A 23,828-nucleotide genomic window follows, 5' to 3' on the forward strand; every position below is an offset into this window, starting at 1 on the left:
AAATTCGTAGGGGCGGGTTCGCCAACGAATTTGTCACCCACAAACAATCTCAAAAACCCGCCCAACACAACCAATAACCCCCAAAAACATCCCCGCCACAGGGTTAAATTCAATGTATTCTTAATTTCTGGGTGGGGTGGGGGCGGGTTTTTACAATTGTCGTTTGGTGTCATATATTTCGGTGAACCCGCCCCTACAGGATGGTGATATTATGTATTGTTAGATGAATAGATTATCACAGTAACATTTTTTTAAACATGAAATTAACACACAAAAACAATCTATTTTTCCTAACATTCCTCTCCTTCAGCACCTTAGCAACTTGGGAAACAGGACTTTTCACCCCATCGCAAACTGCCACAGCGCAAATCACCCCCGCCACCGACGGAACCAATACTCAAATCACCCCAAATGGCAATCAATTCAACATTCAAGGTGGTCAACAATCCAGCGACGGCACAAATCTATTTCACAGTTTCCAACAATTTGGTTTAACTCAAGGACAAACCGCCAATTTTATCTCAAATCCCAATATCCGCAATATTTTAGGGCGAGTTGTCGGCGGCGATGCTTCGCTGATTAACGGCTTAATTCAAATTACGGGCGGCAATGCCAATTTATTTTTAATGAATCCGGCGGGGATTGTTTTCGGTGCAAATGCGAGGTTAGACATTCCCGGTTCTTTCACCGCGACTACTGCTACAGGAATTGGTTTGGACAATAAGTGGTTTAATGCTGTTGGTACGAATACTTATGCACAATTAGTCGGAAATCCGAACAGTTTTGCTTTTACAAATGTACAGCCGGGAGCAATTATCAATTTAGGCAGTTTGGCTGTGAAACAGGGGCAGAATTTAACCTTGTTGGGTGGCACGATTTTGAGCACGGGACAACTTTCTGCACCGGGAGGCAATATTACTATTGCGGCGGTTCCGGGTAAGAATTTAGTCAGAATTAGTCAGCCGGGAAATTTATTGAGTTTGGAGGTTCAGCCACAATCTGCTACGGGAAGTTTACCTCAAGATTGGGTATTGCCAGTTGCATCTTTGCCAGAATTGTTAACTCGTCCAGGGGTAAGCGCAACGGGGATAACTGTTAATGCTCAAGGGCAAGTAGTATTAACTGGTTCTGGTACTCAATTAAAAAATGGGGATGCTTTTTTCAATGGAACTATTAGTACCTTATCTACAACTGATAAAATCAACAGTGGTTCCGTACTTGTACAGGCTCTCGGTAATATTATTACAACAGATATTAATACTAAATGGTTCGGCGCATTAGGCAGGGGAAATTCAGGCAATATTACTATTACTAGCATGGCAGGAGGCATAAACACTACTGCTGGCACTTTATCTAGTTATTCCTATAATGGCAATGCTGGTAATATAACACTCAATGCTCAACAAAATATTGTCACTGCCAGTTTAGAATCAGCACTCGATCAATATGTCACTGGTTATGTCAAAACAGGAAACTCTGGTAATATTTCGATTACTAGCACGGGAGGTTCCATCGATACCAGTGCTGGAGGTTTAGACAGTAGAGCAAATAATGGTAATGCCGGTTCCGTTACGCTACAAGCTAAGAATAATATTACTACTGCTGAGATAATAACTCTTCTTTTGGGCGGAACAAGTGGTAATAGTGGCAATATTTCGATCGTAAGTACAGAAGGAAGCATAAATCTTAATGGCGGTAGATTACATAATAGAAATTCTCAACTAGATAATTTTGCTTACAAATTAGATACAGGAATTACATTCGGACAAGGAGGTTCTATTTATCTGGAAGCAAAAAATGATATTACAACTGGTATAATCTATACTAGAGTTGCCAATAATGGAGTTGGAGTAAGTGGTAATATTTCTATTTTAAGTAGAGCAGGAAATATCAATGTCAGCGGTGCACAAGTGTCAACCAATTCTGATAATAATAATGGTGGTGCAATCAGATTGGAGGCTAATGGCAATATTAATGCCAATCAAATTTCTACGACTGGTAGGCAAGAAGGTGGTGCAATAAATCTCAAGAGTAATGGTTCGATCAATTTGGATTCGCTCAATGCCGATGGTGAAAACAGCAAAGGTGGAAATATTACGGTTCAAGCTCAAAATGGTATTCAAATATCACCGACTAATCCAATATTTTCTCGTTCTTCGGTTGGCAATGGTGGCAATATTATTCTGTCTAATACTAATGGAAATATTAATATTGGGGGTATAAATACTGAGTCTAAATCAAAAGGTGGCAATATTGACATTACTAATAATAATGGTAACATCAATACAAATCAGTTGGTGGCAGGTGCTTATGTACAAGGCACTCCGCCATTCACAACTCAAACTGGCGGTAATATTAATGTAAATGCTGGCGGCAATATTACGACTACTGTTGTCGCGTCACAAGCTCAGCAACAAAGTGGGTCAATAAATCTTAATAGCAATGGCTCTATTACTACTCAAAATTTATTTGCTGTTGGCAATAATAATGGTGGAAATATTACTCTCAAAAGCGGTGCTGCGATCAATACTACTGCTGGATTTATAAATGCAATGGGTGGTAATAATGGGGGTAATATTTCTCTCGAAGCCACGGGCAATATCAATACAGGCGAAATTGGTAGCGCTCTATTATTAAGCGGTTTCAACGCCAATAGTGGCAATCTTCGCATTCAAAGTGGTGGCAATGTTAACACAACTGCTGGCCCCATTATTACTGCGGCAGCCAATGGTAGAGGTGGAAATGTAACCATAGATGCTAAAGGAACTCTGGCGACTTCTACTATTAATTCTCGCACTTTTTCTGCCAATACTAATGCGATTGGTGGCAATATAGATCTCACGGCAAAGGAATCCATTACTGCGTCAGGGAATATCGAGACTAACCGCAATAATATTACATTTAATGCTCCGTTAAGATTGGCGAATGACCTGTCTGTCAAAATCTCGGGTACAGGTGACATAACTTGTAAGTCTACAGTTGACGGGCCGTACAATCTGACGGTTAAACCTGATACGGGAATGGCTCAATTTTTCGCTCCTATCGGTAACGCGACTCCTCTCAATAGCGTCAAAATTGAAAATGATATTATAAGAACAAGTGCCGCAATCAATATTTCTACAACTAATAATATTACTACCCAAAATATTACTTCTCCATTGGGAATTTCTTTGTACAGTGAGAAGGGAGAAATTCAAACGGGTAATCTTAATTCTAGTTCCTCTACTAATGGTGGAAATATTAGTCTAAATGCTGGTGGGAATATTACTGTCAATCAAATTGACAGTCAGAGCCTTGGTAGTGGTACGGGTGGGATTATCTATGTTTGGACTGAAAAGTTTTTTCGAGCAATCAACTCTTTTACAGATAGAAATGGCGTTGTTGCTAGCATTTCCTCTGCTGGAGGTGCTGGGGATAAAGGCGGTACAATTTTGCTGCGTCACGGCGGTAATGGACTGACGCCTTTTATTGTTGGTAATTCAACAACTAACGGAACTTTTGGTGCTATTACTCGGGGAAATAGCACGGCTGAGTCAAATATTTCGTCGGGTAATAGCTATCTTTATACACACAAACAGGATACAGAAAAGATTGAAATTCGATCGATACCAAATCCTCAGCCATCACCAACACCGACTCCTTCGGCAACACCGACTCCTTCGGCAACACCGACTCCTTCGGCAACTACTCCAGCGCCAGCACCTGCAACCACTCCAACGCCTACAACCACTCCAGCGCCAGCACCTGCAACCACTCCAACGCCTACAACCACTCCAGCGCCAGCACCTGCAACCACTCCAGCAACTGCACCTGCAACCACTCCAGCACCTGTAAGCACTGCGTCGCCTGCACCTGCAACCACTCCAGCGCCAGCAACCACTCCAGTACCAGCAACCACTCCAGTACCAGCAACCACTCCAGTACCAGCAACCACTCCAGCACCTGAAACCACTGCGTCGCCTACACCTGCAACTACTGCGCTTGGCCCGATCGCGATTGCTACTCCGTCACCAACAACCGCACCAACTCCCGCACCTTTACTTGTAACCAGACGCCAGCCACCACAGGCTTTATCCCCCGCCGCAACCCCATCCCCAACACCCGAAATCGCAACCCCAACTCCCACCCCAACACCCGCAATCGCATCCCCAACACCCGCAATCTCGATCGCAACCGAAACCCCAACTCCATCCCCAACACCCGAACTCCCGCCGATCGATTTTTCCACCATCCAAGAGCTCTTAAACACCAATTTCTTCACGCTGCCGCCCCGTACAACCCGCACGCAGCCGTCACTTCCAACAATACCCAGCGCCACCGATCGCATACCTGTCGCGCCCGCAATTCCCCCCATCGCTCAACTCACCGCCCCGATCGCACTCCCAAGCCCGATCGCACCTTCAAGCCCGATCGCACTCCCAAGCCCGATCGCACTCCCAAGCCCGATCGCACCTTCAAGCCCGATCGCACCTCCAAGTTCGATCGCACCTCCAAGTTCGATCGCACCCATACAATTGCCTGACAATCCGCCTGTAGCAGCAATTCCACTTGTAATTCCACCCTCTTTCTCTCCCATTCCCGCACCCATTTCTCCAGCCACCGCAGCACCCGTCCAAAGCGAAAATTCGCAACAAGATTTAGCCTTTTTAATTGGCGATTTATTAGGAGCAAAAACCAGTATCACTCTAAATCCTCAAACCGGAAGCCAAACTTTTGATTGGCAATTTTCCAATCCCCAAAACAATTTCTCTATCACACCACCGCCCATTCAAAAAACCGCAGAACTAACTTTAATAACTCCTCCCGAAAACCCGCCAGAAAACCCGCCACCGCCAAGCTCTTCTCTTTCCCAAGAACCTGAAGGATGGATAATTTTAACACCTACTCCTGCGCCTACTATTGAGCCAGCAATTACTGAAATTGAGCCTAATTCCTTGGCAAACACTCCCGAAACTATTCCAACTCCAGCGCCAACTCCAGCACCAATTCCAACTCCAACTCCAGCACCAATTCCAACTCCAACTCCAGCACCAACTCCAGCACCAATTCCAACTCCAGCACCCACACCCGCACCCGCACCTACTCCTGCACCCGCACCTACTCCACCCGCAGATATCCCAAATCTGATTCCCTTAGAAATTAGCAGATTTAGCGTTGAACAAGCTTTAGATCGAAACAATGCGAATGAAGCTGTCCCCCTAATTGACAAACTGTTTGAACAAGACTATGAAAATTATTATGAGGAAGATTTCACCGACAAAAAAGTAACGGTTGAATATTTGAGAGAAACTCTCAAAACTATCAAAGAGGAAACCGGGAAGCAAGCTGCGATTGTTTACGCGATCGTCCGTCTCGAACAATTGTGGCTAGTGTTAGTAGTTCCTGACGGCCCTCCTATTCTCAGAAATATCCCCGTTGAGAGCCAAAACTTGCTAACAACAGTGACTGAGTTTCACCGCTCGTTAGCTAAACCCAATGACTCGGAAGATACAGAATATTTAGCAAATGCTCAGCAACTTTACCAGTGGTTGATTGCGCCGATTCGTTCCGATTTAGAAGGACTAAATATCGATACGCTAGTTTTTTCCTTCGATGCTGGTTTGCGACAATTACCGCTTGCAGCTTTGCACGACGGAAAGCAATTTCTAGTAGAAAAGTACAGCCTCGGTTCAATTCCTAGTGTTAGCTTGACTAATACCAATTATCAAAGTTTGAAAAATGCTCGAGTTTTAGCAATGGGCGCTTCCTTATTTCCCCATACTAATAAAGAGCAGTTGCGTGCAGTGCCGATCGAATTATCTGCGATCGCCGGTACCGCAAGCAACACCCAAAATGCTGGTGAATTACCGCTGTGGCGCGGCCGCTCTTTTCTCAATCAAGATTTTACTGTGGAAAATCTCACGAAACAGCGACAGCAACAGCAACAGCCTTTTGACATTGTTCACCTAGCTACTCACGCTAGCTTTCCGCTCAATCAAAACGGACGCAAGGAGGCTGAGATTGACTTGTGGAAGCGCTCTTTGCCGCTGGATGAATTTCGGTTGGCGAAGTGGTACGATCGCAGGCAAGTACAGTTATTGGTGCTGAGTGCGTGCGAAACTGCGATCGGCAATAGTGAGGCAGAAATGGGTTTTGCTGGACTGGCAGTCCGCAGCGGTGTAAAATCAGCTTTGGCGAGTTTGTGGAAAGTTAATGATTTCGCGACTTTGGGGCTGATGACTGAGTTTTATGCTAATTTGCGATCGGCTCCCATTAAGGCTGAAGCCCTCAGACAAGCTCAACTAACGATGATTCGCCAACAGGTCGCGATTAAAGATGGTAAGTTGGTGGGGAGTCAAAAAAGGGCGATCGACCTTACTCGGGCGGGAAAAGTACCAAATTCAGATTTATCTCATCCCTATTTTTGGGCGGGATTTACACTAATTGGCAGTCCTTGGTAATCAATTACCGAGCATCTCATTTTAATACCAAATTGTCAAAAAATCTTGTTTGCAAAAATGAGATACTCCCTAGCCAAACGTAAAACTAAACTCTTTAGCCAAGCAAAAACTATGAGCAACTTTACTCAAATATTCAAGTCAAAAGATAAATCTTCAATCACCTTGGGTTTAGAGGAATCCGTCGCAGCGATCGCACTTGTCGCAGCGGAGGCTAATTCCCCTGACGCCGATGCAGATATCTTAGAAAGCATACTTTGGGATTCAGAAATATTTGCTGAATTCTCGGAAGAGGATATGTCAGAAATGTTGCAATATTTGGCAAATATCATCGCGGAAGATGGTTTGGGAGGATTATTTAATACGGCTTGTGAATCACTGCCCGAGGAGTTGGTGTTAGATACTTTTGCCATCACCGTAGCAATGTTTGTCGCAGACAATGAAGTATCAAAAAAACACCGGGATTTTCTCAAGGAATTTCAAGAAGTATTAGGTGTAGAGGATGAGGAAGCCAACGAAATTATTGAGAATGTAATTGACGCGTACTCGCAAATAGAAATTGCAGAGTCTGATTTCGAGGTCGAGGAGCCGTTGTACCTATCTGCTAAAGGCAATTTTACGGTTTCGATTCCAGTTGACAAGGAACGAGGCGGTAGAATTGAGGATGGAGATGGTTATGTTGCATTTTCTGATGACTTTGGCGTTTTGCTGAAAATTGATTATCTCCAGATTTCTGGCGATATCGAAGAATTCATCGAGTCAGCGGGCGAACTAGCATATCTCAGACCGTTTCTCAACAATTTTATTGAGCAGACAATTCTTGATAAATTTGCCAACTCTGATTTACTCTATACCGAATATTTAGAAGATGAGCAAGCTTATTTTGCAGTAGTCGATTTGCCTGGAGGCGCAACTCTTAGCGTGCAAAATAATGATGACCAAGTTACTGCGCTGGATGCTTACCGGGGATTTATGGCTTTTATCGTTGACGATTTTTGCTACACGGTAAGTTGTCAGCGAGTTTATCAGGACAAGGATGAATTGGGTTCTCTTGAGTCGGAGGTTGAGGGCATTATGAACAATATTTTTGATTTCATTGAGACGATCGAATTCTCTGAAGTTTAATAAACTTGACTTATCGTGGATTGAGGGAAAGTTAAAGTATTGAACAATTAATCCCTCATATCAAATCCGATTGATTACCATCACAAAAACCGTTTGTAGTGCGGACTTCAGTCCGCAGCATAAAGCGGACTGAAGTCCGCACTACAAACCTTACTTATTGGGGTCAGTCGCTCGGACATGATATCATATCAAATCCGATTCCATTGCTATTCATCTCTATCTTCTCTCTCTGTGCCCTCTGCGCCCTCTGCGGTTAAATCATTCCGATACAACCGGAAACGATATCAATCCCTCAATCTCAAATTGCAAAAGGTGCGTCGCCAGGAGATTTTTCATTGAATGCTTGAGATTTACCCAGGCGACACACCCTACAAATACTCGCGATTATCGATCGCAAAAGGTGCGTCGCTATCAGATTTTTCATTGAATGCTTGAGATTAACCCAGGCGACACACCCTACAAATACTCAATCTCAAGGGGTTTTTGCAATAAAATAGTGCGATCGAGAATTAGGCTTTTTGACCAATTCTCGATCGCACTTCCAACTCAAATCACTCAACCGCAGTCTAGAGATAGCAGCAATTAGCCGCCCTTTGCGACTAATTAGTAGTTTGAGCTTCCACCAATCTTTGCTTGAGTTCTTCCAAAGCGCTCGCCCAACGCGGATCTGGCTGTACCGAACCGGAATCAGCACTCGAAACCGTTGTTGTTGACTGATTGCGGCGAGACTTGTTGTTGTCACCCCGACGGCGATTGCTTTTGCTAGAACCGCCACCTCCACCTTGGGTAGGAGGAGCCGAGCGCTGCTGTTGCTGCGGTGCAGGGATTGGTTGCGACGGCGACGATGATGCCAACTGCGGGGCAGCAGGCGATGATGACTGTTGCTGATCGTCTTCGCCCTTCTCAGATTTACCCTTAGAGCGAGGCAATGCCTTCTCTATTTTCAGGGGGTTTTCTTTGAACATCAAGCCGTTGTATTTCTCAATAACTTGATCGGCTTGTTCGTCGGTTAGCACCGTCACAAAACCAAATCCCCGGCATTTACCAGTTTTGCGATCTGTAATTACCTTTGTGGTAACAGATTCGCCTTCGGGTGCAAAAACTTCTTGCAACTCTAGGCGATCGAGTTCCTTCGGTAGATTACCAACATAAAGACGAATAGACATGAAAAATTCCTCCAGATTGGGATTTTAATTAGTTTGCTCGAACGAAATTACCTGAAGTCAAATCAATATTGACCGCAGGGAAGCACCGCATAACCACAGAATTTGCACATTCCTCCCACCAACCTTGACAGCTCCCCCCATCTTTTAGAACAAAAAGATGATTTACTCTGATCGTGCCGGAACTGAACCGCCAATGCAGAGAGCTTTTAAATCTCAGGTTGTTGTGTAAACTTTTAGTCATCACTCAAATGTTTAGGCTATTGGCTGTTCTGTATTACTTGCTTTCGGTTTTGATTCAGAATGTTTATAGCCAGCGCCGTGTAGAAATTTATGTCCAAGGATGTCAATTGCGAGCGATCGGAATGCCAGTATTCAGTCTAATACAGTGAGGGAGAAAATCGCTAACATTTTTTCAGCCAGTAATCTTACCTCACTTCTAATCTCGCTCCTAATGTTGAGGACTACTCACTTACCCGGTATCCCTCAAATCGGGCCCGGCAGTGTCCGACCATTCTTTAAAGGTATCACAGCCTTGGTAACAGAGCTAGTTATTTAGGAAGATTTCATGCTGTATTGAACGAAAACCGTATCTGAATCACTTTTCTGAATTTATCCCCCAGAGCTAAATAGGCTGTCGAAAAAAAACAGCCGACAGGCGGCTGGCTGAACTTGCTGTGTTGGGAGGTTGACAATTTTTACGCAATGCCTTAGCGATTGTAGCCAACTGAAGTTATTGCGCTATTTGGTTCAATCCGATTCATGTAAACAAATGTAACAGGATGTTGGCAAAAAAGCAACATTTCTTTATGAAGGGTAGATCAGTTGACAGTTGACAGTTGACAGTTGACAGTTGACAGTTGACAGTTGACAGTTGTCCGTCATATTCAATAAAGGTACGTTGTTGCGCTTCAGCGCTCTTGTCTATATACAAAGAGCGCTAAAGCGCAACTACGTACCTCGTCGTCTCATCTTCCGCCTTGGGTAATGATGTACGCGCCCCAAATAGCAGCAGCAAAGGCTAAAATCGCAGACCAAATCGGATGTCCGCTATCATTAACGAGTCCTTGTTGACTGCGGAGAGTTTCCAGGTCGATCGCCACAGTAGCACCCCGACGCAGCCAACCAGTCGCCACAACCGGTTTTCCGATCAGATCGCTGGGGCGAGTCGTCTGTTTGAGCAAAAATGGGTACAAAGAGCCGATCGGGCCAATCGTCGAAACATAGTGCAACCTCACCAAACCCGTCGCCGTTTGCAAAATCAAATCCTGTCCCAGCCAATTGTCAATACCAGTCCTACCCAAAAGTTGCCCGGAAAGCTGCACTGGTTGAGCATCTACGGGCAGAGTTTCGGGATTTGACAAAATTTCGGGTAAACTTGGCGAAGCGGTTTTTCGTGGAATAATGTCGGGGAAAAAATGATTGATCCGCAGCAAAGTACCGAGACAAAATCCGATCGGCAAACAGCCCCAAAGAATGGATCTATCGCCCAAAAGCCAATCGAATTGCCAAATACTCGTCTTCGACAACAGCCAGCTAACCATCCACAGCAGTGCCACAATCGCCAAACTCATCGGAATTCCCAAAAACGGCGCACCCTGTAAAAATAGTTTTGAGTCTTTAAATTCGAGTATGGATTTAAACAGAGATAATTTTCCGGTTTTGGGTTTTTCCGGCGACAGACTCGCCAAATCTAACTCAGTCTCCAGTTTCCAGAATTGAGCGTAGAGTTCCAACAGCTTGAAACGCTCTCCCATCAAAGGATGCGTGTTATTAACCGTGAAAAAAGCGCGATCGGGATTGGCGACATCCCACAGCAAAATCTGTTGTAGGGGCGCGCGCAATGCAGCACCACCGAAGGTTACAGCTTGGGCGACGCCGACGGGTAACAACAAATCGAAACTTTCGAGAAAAAAGCTAGTTTGTTTTTGCTGTTCGATATTTGCAGCAATGCCGATCGCAATTTTAGTCAGCGATCGCGTCAAACCGTTGGGATTGCCAGTAATTTCTGCTGAAGTGCGATCGCTAAAATATACTCTGCGACGCGACAACCACAACATCGGCCAACGTAATAATTTATAAATCCCGTAACTGGTGGCAGAAATTGCAGCGGTGACAACTCTCACAGTACGACGCAAAAAGTCGATCGTCATTAAATCGCACAACCGCTCGCCCCAGTATGCAGTCTGCCAATATATAAGATAAGGAATCTGAAGCACCAACATCGCCAGCGACATCGGCGCAAAATCCCAGTGAGAAATATGCGCCAACTCCCGCGCAAAAATAGTGGCAATTTCCTCATCCGTCAATTGATCTAACAGCCCTTGACTGACAGCAATCCGAGCAAAACGGGGAAAACAGCCGTAACTGAAAGCTACAGGAACATTTAGCGGCAAAAGTTTCAGCACAGGGGTTCGCATATTTTGCTTAGTGCAAAAACTGCGGAGTACCCGAGAAGCTTCTTTGCTGTGCTTGGATAAAACTGAGCCGCGCAGGTTTTCGATACCGCAAAAAAGTTTTAGCAGCGCATCTATCAGCCAGGGAGAAGATGCCAAAAGCAATGCGAAAACAAACTGCACGAAGAAAGTTGGATCTCGGTAAAAAAGCTGAATTGGCTGAAAAATTGGCAATCTAGTAAATATGTAAAGCTGAACTAAGAAAGCATTGGTATTTGTCAGCAGGAATTGTAGAACAAATCGGGCTAGAAAAAATAGGGCGATCGCACTTGCAACAGCTTCCACTCGAAAATTCAGCAACTTTAGCGGTTTGAGGGGGCGCGGATTTTTGGTGCGCCCGGTTTCGCGCCAAGTAAGTTCGTAGGTATCAGGGCTAACGAATCCGGGGATATCTGTTGGGGAACCGGAACTGTTTTCGTCGCTAATTTCTGTATCAATTTCTGTTTCTATAGGGGCGGTGGATGGTGCGTGCGCGCCCTGTAGTTCGATTTCTGTAGGGGCGGTGCCCCCGTGCCCGCCCTCTATCAACGATTTGGGGGGTGGAGGTGGCGGTGAAATATGTGTCGGTTTGGTATTTGCTGGCGCGACAGTCGGATCTAAGGGAGAAAATCCGGTTTTTTGGTCTGCGGTTTGTAAATCCCCCTCAAGCGTTTTATTAGCCGATTTCGTTGGTGAATCAAAGGCAACAAAGCCGGTTTCTGGTGTAGTTTGTGGCGGTTTTGAGGGAGTTAATTCGGTTAAAGTGCGATCGGCCCAGGTTTTGATTTGGGTGTTGGGGATGTTGGTAAGGGACGTGCATAGGGCGATCGCGCTGTTGACATTACCCGTTGCTTTGTACGCCGCCACCAATCCCATTTGGGCGCGGATTCCGGGCGGTTGATTTGCTGCGATTTGGCTGACAGATTCCAAAAGGGCGATCGCGCGTTGGTAATCTTTTTGTTTCAAAGCAGCTAACCCAGCCTCTAGAGACTGTTTCAGAGATGAATCCGCCGAATTTTGATTGTTTGGAGATGCCATAACTTTAAACAGTTGACAGTTGACAGTTGACAGTTGACAGCGAAGTGATAAGAACCGAGATTTAAACTCCGTTCTTATCACAATCTGCCTTCATGCTGGGGCTTCAAACTCCGCTATTCTGTGATTGCGCTTGCGTCTTGTCTAGGATAGCTTGGACGATGATAGATCACGGTTTTAGCACAGCTTAGTCCCCACAAGATTATTTTGGTGTAGGGACACTCCCAGAGCCTTTCGGAGTGTCAGCTTAATCTCAAATCCTGTCAGAGACTGTTGTTTGACGACTAGGCCCAGATCCCCCCTAGCCGAGGGCGGGCACGGGGGCACCGCCCCTACAGAAGGGGGGAACAGGAATCTTTTCAAAGTCCCCCTTCTTAAGGGGGATTTAGGGGGATCTAGACTTGGAGTAAAACCCAAATCTCTCAGGCATTTCAGGCTTAAGTTGATAGCAATGGGCATTGCGGTCTCCTCTATTATTCCGGTGCTCTTTCAATCAATGGGTTTTAATCTACAATTAAATTAACTCCCCACCCCGACATTTATGCCGATCGACGACGACGAAGATTTTGAGAGCGAGTACATTCCGGGCGATCGCAAACTGCAACTCTTCACAGACAGACACGAATTTACCCAACGATTTGCCTCTTATTTAAACGATGACCCCTCTCCCGCAAAAATTTTGTATTTTTTCGGGGATGGAGGCAACGGCAAGTCATTGCTGCTAAAACACTTGCAGTTTCACTGCTGCAAAAGATTTCCCCCGGAAGTCTGGCAAAGATGGCGCGAAATTCCCAAAGAAAGGGCCGCCGAAGTTGCCGAATTCGTCCGCAATGCAGCACCGAAAACCTATACTTCCATACCCGCAGTCACCCACGATTTCGGATTGATATCGATAAAAGAAGATAAACCGCAAGATAGATTTTACGGCTTGCTGATGCTGCGGCGAAATATTGCAGCAGAAACCAAAAAATATAAATTTAAATTTCCCAATTACGATTTTGCTTGCTTTTGGTATTTGCTGAACAAAGGCGAATCTGACGCAACTCTCAGCCAGCTTTTTCCCGATGATGTAATTCAATTGGTGACACCTGCCATTGAAACTTTTGCGGAATTTCCGGTGGTGGCGCAAGGTGTAGCCGTGCTTAAAGGCATACTTAAATTGAGTGGCATTAAGGGAGCGATGAAATTAATTCAAACTCGCTTGGGTGTCAGCGACGAAAAGGCTGATGAAATTCGCCGCAAAGATATTGATACTGAATTAATCGACAGTTTGCCGAAATTATTTGCCGGGGATTTGAATGCGGCAATGACTGGCAGAAATAAACCAGAACGCCTGGTGATGCTGTTCGATACTCACGAGAAAATGTGGGATGCCAAACGCGATTCTCAGGGGATAACTTTTTGGTATCAAGATGAGTGGTTTCGGCGGTTGTTGAGGGCGCTGGATTACAAATTGGGGATTGTAGTTGCGGTGGCGGGGCGAGATTGTCCGGTGACACAATTGCAGTGGCAGAATGCGCCGAGGTTTCCGATTCCTGAAGATTATATAGATAAACATTTGGTGGGGCATTTGCCTCCCGCCCATGCTAGGGATTACTTGCACAAAGTGGAGATTGATAAGGCCGATTTGGTAGATGCTGTTATTAGATATGCCAGCGTCAATCCCGATAAAAATTGGGAGGATTTGCAGGTACATCCGTTTTATTTGGGTTTGTGCGCGGATGTGGTGCTGGCAGAAAGAAGGCGGGGAGTTGAGTTGCTGTCGTCGGATTTTGCGCGGATTCCGAAATTGGAAAATAAGACGGCGGCATTAATAGATCTCTTGCTCAAATATGTCGATAGGGAAGTGCGCTTTGCAGTGCATTCGCTGAGTGCTTGTCGCGCTTTTGATGAGGATTTGTACATGAAATTGGGAGCGGGTTGTCACTTCCTGGTAAGTGGTGCAAATTTTGAGATTTTGACAAGTTTTTCCTTTGTGTGGAAATCGGAAAAGCGGGGTGATAATTGGTATCGGATTCATGATTTATTGCGGCGCTTCGATGCCGATCGGGATAATCCGAAAACTCGCAGAGCTCATGAATTTTTAGAGGGGTATTACCGGGAATTGGGGGATGTAGCTGAGGCAATTTTTCATGCTAATCGCTTGGATTGGGAGCGAGGTGTACATGAATGGGAAGAGGTGTTTGAGGAAGCATTGGGGCTGAGTCGTTACGGGGAATGCGAGTCGCTGCTGGGAGTTAGAGGTGAGTTGTGGATTAAAAGTGATTTTGGGCTTGGTAGAATTTCCCAATTTGAGGGAGATTACTATACTCAGTTGGCTCGATACGCAGAGGCAAAACAGGAATATTTCGAGGCAGTTGCAGCTTGCGATCGCGAACTTATCCTCACTCCCGACGATGAGGGTACGCTCAACAATAAAGGGAATGCGCTACGATGTCTGGGTGATTTGCAGGCACAGCTAAGTGAATTTGAGGCTGCCAAACTTTCTTACCGTGAGGCGATCGCTGCCTACAATTCAGCTTTAATTATTGCACCGGATTATATCTCTGCTCTCGGCAACAAAGGGATTGGGCTACAAAGGCTAGGTGAGTTACAGGCACTGCTAAGTGAATTTGAGGTGGCAAAACTATCTTACTTAGAGGCAATCGCTGCCTACAATTCTGTTTTAGTTATTGCATCGCATGATTCTAGATGGCTCAGCAACAAAGGGAATGCACTGCAAAGTCTTGGTGAGTTACAGGTACTGCTAAGAAAATTTGACGTGGCCAAAATATCTTACTTAGAGGCAATCGCTGCCTACAATTCTGCTTTAATTATTGCACCGGATTATATCGGGGTTCTGAACAAAGGGAATGCGCTGCAAAGGCTGGGTGAGTTACAGGCATTATTAAGTGAATTTCCCGAAGCAAAACTATCTTACTTAGAGGCGATCGCTGCCTACAATTCTGCTTTAATTATTGCACCGGATGATTCTAGATGGCTCAGCAACAAAGGGAGTGTGTTGGTAAAACTCGGTCAGTTACAAGCAGAGCTAAGTGAATATGAGGCTGCAAAACTATCTTACTGTGAGGCGATCGCTGCCTTTAATTCTGCTTTAGTTATTGCACCTGATTATAATTATGCTCTCAATAACAAAGGGAATGCACTGCGAAGTCTGGGTGATTTGCAGGCACAGCTAAGTGAGAGTGAGTTTGAGGCTGCCAAACTATCTTACTCTGAGGCGATCGCTGCCTTTGATTCTGCTTTAGTTATTGCACCTGATTATATCTTGGCTCTCAACAGCAAAGGGCTTGCACTGAAAAGTATGGGTGATTTGCAAGCAAAATTATCCGATCAACAGGAAGCACTCAAAAATTGGCAAGAAGCACTGGAAATGTTTAATCGATCTTTAGCCATTGCTCCTAATGACGATTGGGTTCGGAATAGACGCGATGCGCTGCAAGAATCTCTGGATTATTTGGGTGAGGATACTGTCAGCAGTTAGCTCGATGAGAAGGAGTAAAGACGCGACATTAAGGAGGAGGAAGTGTCCAGTTAACTTACACCAAAAGTTCACAGGATTTACGCACTCCGACAAAGAAACCGGGTTTTTGGCCGAATCTACGCATCACAACCAAGAATTATCGAAAAAACCCGGTTTCTGGCCACCTGCGCGCAGTCACAAACAAGATTTAGCATGATACATAGACGAAGAGATCCCCCCTAGCCCCCCTTAAGAAGGGGGGGACAAGAGTATTCAGAGTCTCGCTTCACAACGGAGGGTAAGAAAGAGCATTCAAAGTCCCCCTTCTTAAGGGGGATTTAGGGGGATCTAAACTTAGATACAAGCGCGATTTGTCAAGGACTTGACGCTTAAGTTGACGCGGCATAATTCTTGCTTTTTTCCGATTCCAGGTATTGCTTGTAAGCCACCTCATCGCCACCAAAAGAATCGATCGATACCTGTCGTTGTGGCATCGATTTCAAAGGAGCAGCGATCGGATTGTACCGACAGTAACACATCACAATTACATCATAATCACTCATCGGAGTTGGAATATCGGGCGTGTATGTTTGTACCCGCACAACCTCCCAATCACTCACCCGATAATGAGTATTGTGTGCGTGTTCATTTGGATCGTGTTCTGACTCCACCCGCACAAATTCTACAGGGCGATATCCGGGTTCAGGAATCGGTTCCTCAGAAGAATCCCAGTTTTCGGCAATGATAAAAGTTAGAGCTTGGCTGTGTTGGAGTTTTCTCTGTCTCCAGCCTTCATCTTCACCTGACTCAGCTTGAAAAACAATATATTTTTGCATTACTCTTCCTCCTTTTCTTCGAGATAGTTGGGAAATTCTGTTTTCCCTTTGAACACGCAATCGACTTCAAAAATGTACTTATTTTCGATTTCCTCAATGTCGATCAGTTTCCATCCATACTTCTTTTGCATATCCCGGCATTTCTGCGGATTGGTGGCGCTGTGTCGCGAGATATCCCGATCTGCATCGTAGCGCAGCCACCTATTTGGATCGTTATTTGTCATTATTGGTATAGCTCCTGTGTTGGCTCTACAACATTGGAGAAGTCGTCTTGACCCGGTGTTTGCCGCACTGCGTCAAGGCGCATCTTTAGAGTTGATATATTTTATCATAATACCGATTGTGCTTTAATACCCTCTTTATTCCAAGGCTTTCACTGTTGTAGGAATGACGCACTCCGACAAAGAACGGGTTTTTGGCCACATCTACGCATCACAACCAAGTATTATCGAAAAAACCCGGTTTCTGACCCCGCGAATAAGCTTAAATTCTTGCTCTTTTCCGATTCCAGGTATTGCTTGTAAGCCACATCATCGCCATCAAAAGAGTCGATCGATATTTCTCATTTCAACATCGGTTTGAAAGCACGATCGATCGCACATGAGTTCCCAGGCTGAGCCTGGGAACCAACTAAGATATCATTCCTATGGCTGTGACGATCGCAAATCCTCCCAGCTTACCTTCACGACTGCTTGTTCGATCGCACTTTCCGACGAATCAGCACGCTCATCACCTGGCCAGCATTTGCCGCCCGCTGTACGGGGCTCCAATCACCAACTTCGGCAAATCCCAATCGGTACAAAGTGAGAATCGTTTCTCGGACACCCTGGGGCGAACCCACAACCGTTACCAGCACAATATCCTGCTCCGATATCGGCTCCGAATCCGAATTTTGACAATCCTCTTCGAGGGATTCGTTAACCGATTCGTTTTCGTCGGGCACAAATTCCTGTGACATATTATTTTTCTCCTGACTTTGGGTTTTCTAAGGAAACCCAAAAATCCAGCCGCCCCGCATTTCAACGCATAGCAGGGCGGCCACAGAGAGTGTTATTATGCTCTCTTAGCCTCCACACTGCTGATATCAGTTTGGCGGTTATGCTGTCCTTGGCTGTTAGCGCAGCTTTGGGCAGTGCAACTAGATTTTCGGGCGACGCGGGTTGCCTCCTGTGCAAGCAAAGCAACCTCTCAATTCACAGCGTAGCCGCATAGGGGGCCAGCCGTCAACCGATTTTAAATTTTATATTTTGGATTTAAGATTTTGGATTTACTCGTTACCAGGGTCAGCGGCTGGAAACCAGTTAGTTGCGTCGAAATGCTAAATAAAAAGACGAGACGGCGGTTGAAACCAGGTTTACAGTAACGATGTCCGCCTCTGGAGACTAATCAAATTGTACTTGGCGGTATAAATCGGCGATCGCAATTTCCACATTCACCGATTCAAGCAGCAACGAATCTCCCAAATTATACTCCGAGAGTACCCATTGCCCCTGTTGATTGCGCCGAAACATCTCTACTCCCGGCTGTTCAACTTGCACCAACACATACTCTTGTAGCGTTGAAAATTGGCGGTATTTAGCAAATTTTGTGCCGCGATCGATTGCTTCCGTGGAAGGTGATAAAACTTCGACAATCAAGGAAGGAAATTGCACCAATTGCGGATCGCGATCGCGATCGTCGCAAGTTACCACAACATCAGGATAAAAATACTTTCGCCCTGGTTCCACTTGGACTTTTACGTCCGCCATGTACATCTCGCAAGGGCGATCGACAAGGGCATCATCCAGGAGTTTCGAGAAGTTGAAGGTAATTCGATTGTGATTGCGGGTGCCGCCACTCATAGCGACGACTTCGCCATCCCAATACTCGTAACGTTCTTCTTGGGTGGGTTCCCAAGCTAGGTATTCTTCTGCGCTCATCGATAGGCGATCGGGTAAAGCAACCATAAGTGCGATCGGGGAATGAAGTCTGTTTCTAGGATAGCTCAAAAAGGGCGATCGCATTTCATGAAAAAAGCTGAAAAACTTATTTTTTAGCTATAAACTCAAAAGAATACGCAGTCTTTCTTCTACCATCATTAATGTTGTTGCAGAAACTGTCCCCCACCGTTAAAAAAATCTTTCTATACCGATCGATCGCACATCTTCACATTTAATGAAACTTCGCTGTCTAAGTCCTCCTTCTGGGGGGTTAACTTCGACGTGCCAAGGAATTCCTTTATCTTTGGAGGTGACTGGTAGTACCACAACTAATCCCGAAGCACCCTGATTGAATAAATCTACAGATGTCACCAGACAGGGACGCTTGCCAGCTTGTTCTCTTCCTCGTGTTGGATTCAAGTCAATCAGCCATATATCACCCCGTGATGGTTTTGCGGATGTCATTCTAAACCATCCTCTAAAGTGATATCCCAAGCTTCCCGCTCTTCAAGTTCTTGTTGCCAAGCTTCGGGGCGATCGCGTAAGGCAAGATAAGCTTGGTTGGCTGCTGCTAAAAACTGTTGTCTTCGGTATTGTTCGATCGCTTGTTCGAGGATTGTTTGGATTGGTTGTCCTAAGCTTGCAGAGAGTTTGGTGAGGGCTTGATAAGATATATTGCTAATTGTAACTGTAGAAGTTTGATCCATGTTACTTTTTTATTTACCTCGACGTTACGCAGCTATTATAGCTTAAAAGCTGGCGATCGCACAGGCGGGACGCCCGTGCCACGATGGAGGCGGATGAAGGAAAGGGCGATCGCGCTTGGGTGAAATGCTTCGGATGTTGCTCAATTACACTATGTTATGTTAAATTCTCATTGCAATAACTGATGATAGGGGGTGTAAATATGGCTGATTTACCATCAAGAACAAGTGAAACTATAAATCAATTAAAACAGCAGGCTTTAGATATTGTCAATGAAGCTTTAGCCTTGGAATTAACTATTTGCCATGAATAAACAACCGCGCATCCCCGATCCAGAAACATCTAAACGTTTGCTAGCTAACCTCCGCCGAACTCGAATGGAAGTTCAAGAAGTCAATTTAGAATTAGGAGAAATTAACGCGATGTTGGCAGAACAGCTTCGCCAGCAAAGATTGAGTCGAGTCAGGCGATCGCTCAATAGCTCAACAGCAGAATTGTAAATTAGCAAAACCCATAAACAGTTTATCGGCGATCGCAGAAACCAGTTTTTTATAGTCGCGTGGAGCCTCAGAAACCGGGTTTCTTCGGAAAATCTCGTGAGGAGGCGTAAAATTTCGTAGAAACCCGGTTTCTTGGATTGGGGGCGGGGTTCAGAAACCGGGTTTCTTCGGAAAATCTCATGAGGAGGCGTCAATTCTCGTAGAAACCCGGTTTCTTGGATGGTTGGGCGATCGCATGGGCTAGAATCAGTCAAATATGTCGATCGCACTTTGATAGGGCTGTCAATGCCAACCCTACATTTACTTCACTACGTCTATGGCAATCACAATTTTTACAGTAGAGGTGAGTGTGGGGACACCGCCTCTACTGGAGCGGTTGATCTTTTTTTGAAAAGTCCTTAGCGATGGCTCGGAAAGGTCAGAACAAGAATTAGACTATCAATCGCCGTTAGTATGCAATTGGAGATATCAGCCAGTAGTCCATCTCCTTGAATAGCAATACAGATGTAAAAAACAGATACGCCAATACGTAGAAGAAATGCCAAGTGAATGTAGTTCATATCTAAAATATATTACTCACTACCCTTAGCATAGACTTGCGCTGAAATAGATGTCACTATTACCAACATTAGAAAATTAAAAATTTTTGGATCGTTGATAATCAAGATTTTGGAGTATTAAGTGGAGCATTAAAAGGAACATAGTTTGTAGAAGAGATGTGCTTCAAGTAGATGTTTGTAAGGTTGACACTCATAAAAATCAAAACAATGGAGCATTAATCAAAAATTTTGGAGCATTAATTGGAGTATTAATTGGAGCATATAACTTGGAAACCCATCTCCGACGCTGCCAGATATGCTAATATAGATTCCTGTAGCAGCTAGTCAAGTTATGAGTATTATGGCTAATCCTAAATCATCGCTCGGTAAGTTGAATGATGAAAAGATAAAAATTTTGAAAATAATAAAGGCAGAATTGGGAACTGGGGGAGAGAAAAAACTTTCATACAGAAATTGGGCTAAGATACTTCATAAGACTCAAAACCCTACTAGAAGATTACTCCTCCAGTTTCAGGAGCTTGGAGCTATCAATATAACTACACCCCCCAAGAAAGGCCCAGTTCCATGTACGTTTACTTGGTTAGCAAAAGGAGATGAGATTCTTCGTCAAGCCAGTGAATCTCAGGCTATCAAGAAGAGCAAGGGAACTAACAAGGTTAGTAAAATTGACCTGCTGACAGGAGTTGTGCCACTAGATTCAAACCTTTATGTGGAACGGGAAGCGGACAAAAAAAGCAGGGAACCTGTGCAAACCGTCAAAAGCATGCCTTTTATCAGGGTTAAGGGAGCAAAGGGGATGGGAAAGTCATCATTACTTGTGCGTCTGCGACATTTCCTGAAAACTGAACAAGATCAAATCGTTGGTTTTGTCGATTTAGCAGGTGATAGCTTTGAGCCAGAAGCATTCACAAACCTTAATCAACTTTTAGAGCAGTTTACCTATGCGATCGCACAAACATTCAGTAAATCAGTTAGTAGTCTTAATCCGCCACCATTGAAAGAGTATTGGCATTCAAGTGATTTAACATCAGGATTGAAGTGCGCCGATTATCTTCATCAACACATATTTTCCAAAATTAAACAGCCGAAAACCCTATTAATTGATGGTATTGATAAGGTATTAGGACAAAAAAATACTCAGGATTATTTTTGTGGTATGCTTCGGACTTGGAACGAAACAAGAATGAAAAATCCTATCGAAGCACCAATTATCTGGCCTAGTATTGTGATTGCATACTCAACAGAGCCATATTCAGAGGATGATGTTAAAGGTTCACCCCTCAATATAGGAATTGAGGTGATATTACAGGAATTTAGCCCGGAACAACTCGAAAATTTATCTGAAAGGTATCAACTGGAATTAAACCCAAATGAAATTAATAAATTGTACAACCTGATAGATGGTCATCCTGCTTTAACTAATTCTGCACTCTACTTTTTAGCTCAAGATGGTAAGAAATTGTCTGACTTAGATAACGAAGCCACTGAGCTAAATGGGCCTTTTGGGAATCATTTACTTCACATTTGGGAAATTCTCCAAGATCATCCTAGTTTGCGCCAGTGTTTAATTAAAATTATGAAAGGAGAGAAATATGACAATTTTCTTAAGTTTCAACTTGAGAAAGCATGGCTGGTAAAAAATGACGCTAGAGGAGCAAGGGTTAGGTGTGAACTTTATCAGAGATTTTTTGATGTTAATAATTTAGAGGGAATTCATGGATAATCAGCGGCGTAGCTTTTATAACATTGAAGGCGGTACTCTAACTTTAGATGTAGATGCACCCTATGTAGTGCGAGATGCCGATGAAAAATTGCATCAATTTGCCCAAATTGAACAGAGTAGAAGTCGTGTATGCTTTATTTTGGCTCCACGTCAAGTAGGAAAATCTAGTTTGATGGTGCGTACCGTTAGTCGTCTCACTACTAATAATTTTGTTTGTGTTCAAATTAATTTACAAGACCTTGGTGAGGTTGAATCAGCCAGAGAATTATGGTACAGTCTCTTAGCGCTCACCTGCCAACAAGTGCAGTTACCTGATGTTAACTTAGTTGAACAACTAAATACTGTTTGGGGTAAAACTCCAGACTTGTCTCCAACTGTGCGATTTAGAAATTTTTTGATTCAAGAGATCCTGAGCAAAATAAATAGTAAAAAACTAATTATTTTTGTTGATGAAATTCAGGTTTTACGGAAATGGAAGTTCCAAGATAGTAGTTTTTTTATTGGAACTATAAAAGCTTGGTCAGAGAATAGGAGTGAACCGTCTCTTCAGAATCTAGGGTTTGTACTGCTCGGAGTTGCCAAGCCGTCCGATCTTGTGACAGACTATACTCAAACCTTGAATCTGGGAGTGCAAATCGAACTAGGAAATTTGACCAGAGACTTTGAGCCACTATTGAAGGGGCTTGAGCCAGTTACTAGCGACCCAGCCAAAGTCCTAGACTCAATTCTGTATTGGACTGGGGGACAACCTTTCTTGACGCAGGTGCTTTGCCACTTGGTAGCTACTGAGAGTATAATAGATGATGATGTACCTGGTGTAAAGCGCTACATTAAAGAGTTAGTATTAGAGAAAATTATTAGAAATTGGAGGAGTCAGGATAAACAATTACATTTACAAACCATTGAAAACTGGTTCATCAAGGTAGATACTAGCCAAAAACTGCAAAAACTTGCTGCAATTAGGCTTTACAGGCAAATCTTGAATGAGGGTTCAGTTGAATTTGATGCTCGTCAAGTTGAACAGTGGGACTTGCTAATCTCAGGTATTGTTGCTAAAGAGGATGAGCGCTTAAAAGTTGCTAATCCAATTTACGCGCAAGTATTTGATACGAAATGGGTTCAAGAAAAAAAAGATTTTTTACAAGAGGGAATTATGGCAGACAAAAGACCTAACATCGAAAAAATTTACAGCCGAGATGTATTCATGCTACTAGATCAAAGTGGCTCAATGACAAGAAAGGATGGGCGTGAAAAAAAACGATGGGAACTTTTAGACGAGCAAGTAATGGCTCATGTGGACGCTATCTTTGAAGCTGGTAAAGAAAGAGGTGAACCAATTTGTGAGGAGATTGTCATCACAACTTTTAATATTGATGAATTTAAAAGTAGCCTATACTTAGTAACTGAGCCATCTCAGGTGGAGGATATTTTTATAGAAAACCGTCCTACAGGTAATACATTCGTTGTTCCTGCTCTCATTAAGTGTCGTCAAAAATGGCTGAAAGGTCGAGAAAAATTAACTGTTGAAGAAGTAAATAATGGGGCTGTTAAAGGAGCTTTTTTTATTATATATACAGATGGTCAGTTTGACGATCGTGAAGCTTTTGAGGAATTCCTCAAAAACACCTGTCTTATGGTGGATGATAGTCGCATTTTTAGGATAATTATACTTGGCATTGGTAAAGATGTTAATGTCAAATATTTTGACGATGTTCATTATAATATTCAGGAAAATAAAGATAGCAAAGGACAAAAATGCAATGTTGTTATATTTGATTTAGCTGATAACGCACTTAATCTAATTGATATGATGCGACGACTCAAACCTGAAGACATGGAAAATCCCAATTTGTTACGAAAGGGGTCGAGGCATAGACAGACTTTAGAGCAGTCTTAAATTAACACCTAACGAAGTGTACTAAAAATT

Annotated in this window: 16 protein-coding genes; 6 read left to right on the plus strand and 10 right to left on the minus strand. The window is 44.0% G+C overall.

What is annotated here, in order from left to right; genetic code table 11:
* Positions 1–257 precede the first annotated feature (257 nt).
* Together QZ918_RS01285 and QZ918_RS01290 are read left to right on the plus strand one after the other, a co-directional pair.
* Positions 258–6,440 (plus strand): CHAT domain-containing protein, encoded by a 6,183-nt coding sequence (locus QZ918_RS01285; RefSeq protein ID WP_293330099.1) that lies wholly within the window; start codon positions 258–260, stop codon positions 6,438–6,440.
* A 111-nt stretch (positions 6,441–6,551) separates the two neighbouring features.
* Entirely contained in the window at positions 6,552–7,562 is a 1,011-nt protein-coding gene (locus QZ918_RS01290; RefSeq protein WP_293330102.1) for a tellurite resistance TerB family protein, read from the plus strand.
* Positions 7,563–8,161: 599 nt separating this feature from the next.
* On the opposite strand, the gene QZ918_RS01295 is transcribed toward QZ918_RS01290, so the two are convergent.
* The 3 genes from QZ918_RS01295 to QZ918_RS01305 form a co-directional block, all read right to left on the minus strand.
* Entirely contained in the window at positions 8,162–8,728 is a 567-nt protein-coding gene (locus QZ918_RS01295) for an RNA recognition motif domain-containing protein (RefSeq protein WP_293148679.1), read from the minus strand.
* A gap of 757 nt (positions 8,729–9,485) precedes the next feature.
* Positions 9,486–9,659: a hypothetical protein gene (locus QZ918_RS01300; RefSeq protein ID WP_293330105.1), complete on the minus strand. Its 174-nt coding sequence runs from the start codon at positions 9,657–9,659 to the stop codon at positions 9,486–9,488.
* Positions 9,660–9,693: 34 nt separating this feature from the next.
* Positions 9,694–12,279, minus strand: a complete 2,586-nt coding sequence (locus tag QZ918_RS01305; protein WP_293330108.1) for a zinc metalloprotease HtpX — start codon at positions 12,277–12,279, stop codon at positions 9,694–9,696.
* 457 nt (positions 12,280–12,736) lie between these two features.
* Here QZ918_RS01305 and QZ918_RS01310 point away from each other — a divergent pair, with 457 nt between their 5' ends.
* Positions 12,737–15,679 (plus strand): tetratricopeptide repeat protein, encoded by a 2,943-nt coding sequence (locus tag QZ918_RS01310; RefSeq protein ID WP_293330111.1) that lies wholly within the window; start codon positions 12,737–12,739, stop codon positions 15,677–15,679.
* 368 nt (positions 15,680–16,047) lie between these two features.
* On the opposite strand, the gene QZ918_RS01315 is transcribed toward QZ918_RS01310, so the two are convergent.
* From QZ918_RS01315 to QZ918_RS01345, 7 genes are all read right to left on the minus strand, one after another.
* Complete coding sequence (locus QZ918_RS01315) at positions 16,048–16,494, minus strand: hypothetical protein (protein WP_293330114.1); 447 nt, start codon at positions 16,492–16,494, stop codon at positions 16,048–16,050.
* A complete protein-coding gene (locus QZ918_RS01320; protein WP_293330117.1) occupies positions 16,494–16,718 on the minus strand; it encodes a hypothetical protein in 225 nt (74 codons plus the stop codon). Before QZ918_RS01320 ends, QZ918_RS01315 begins: the two co-directional genes overlap by 1 nt.
* 458 nt (positions 16,719–17,176) lie before the next feature.
* Positions 17,177–17,452: a hypothetical protein gene (locus QZ918_RS01325; protein WP_293330121.1), complete on the minus strand. Its 276-nt coding sequence runs from the start codon at positions 17,450–17,452 to the stop codon at positions 17,177–17,179.
* Between the two features lie 95 nt (positions 17,453–17,547).
* Positions 17,548–17,673: a hypothetical protein gene (locus QZ918_RS01330; protein ID WP_293330124.1), complete on the minus strand. Its 126-nt coding sequence runs from the start codon at positions 17,671–17,673 to the stop codon at positions 17,548–17,550.
* 203 nt (positions 17,674–17,876) lie between these two features.
* On the minus strand, positions 17,877–18,440 hold the full coding sequence (locus QZ918_RS01335) for a Uma2 family endonuclease (protein WP_293330127.1): 564 nt from the start codon (positions 18,438–18,440) through the stop codon (positions 17,877–17,879).
* A gap of 162 nt (positions 18,441–18,602) precedes the next feature.
* Positions 18,603–18,878, minus strand: a complete 276-nt coding sequence (locus QZ918_RS01340; RefSeq protein WP_293330130.1) for a type II toxin-antitoxin system PemK/MazF family toxin — start codon at positions 18,876–18,878, stop codon at positions 18,603–18,605.
* Positions 18,875–19,120 carry a hypothetical protein gene (locus QZ918_RS01345; protein WP_293330133.1) on the minus strand — a complete coding sequence of 82 codons (246 nt, stop codon included), beginning with the start codon at positions 19,118–19,120 and terminating at the stop codon, positions 18,875–18,877. Before QZ918_RS01345 ends, QZ918_RS01340 begins: the two co-directional genes overlap by 4 nt.
* 303 nt (positions 19,121–19,423) lie before the next feature.
* Between QZ918_RS01345 and QZ918_RS01350 the strand changes: the two genes are divergently transcribed.
* The 3 genes from QZ918_RS01350 (at position 19,424) to QZ918_RS01360 (ending at position 23,798) form a co-directional block, all read left to right on the plus strand.
* On the plus strand, positions 19,424–19,618 hold the full coding sequence (locus QZ918_RS01350) for a hypothetical protein (RefSeq protein WP_293330136.1): 195 nt from the start codon (positions 19,424–19,426) through the stop codon (positions 19,616–19,618).
* A 900-nt stretch (positions 19,619–20,518) separates the two neighbouring features.
* On the plus strand, positions 20,519–21,901 hold the full coding sequence (locus QZ918_RS01355; RefSeq protein WP_293330138.1) for an AAA-like domain-containing protein: 1,383 nt from the start codon (positions 20,519–20,521) through the stop codon (positions 21,899–21,901).
* Complete coding sequence (locus tag QZ918_RS01360) at positions 21,894–23,798, plus strand: AAA-like domain-containing protein (RefSeq protein ID WP_293330141.1); 1,905 nt, start codon at positions 21,894–21,896, stop codon at positions 23,796–23,798. Before QZ918_RS01355 ends, QZ918_RS01360 begins: the two co-directional genes overlap by 8 nt.
* Positions 23,799–23,828 lie beyond the last annotated feature (30 nt).

Source organism: Microcoleus sp. CAWBG58, assembly GCF_020883045.1.
GTDB lineage: Bacteria > Cyanobacteriota > Cyanobacteriia > Cyanobacteriales > Microcoleaceae > Microcoleus.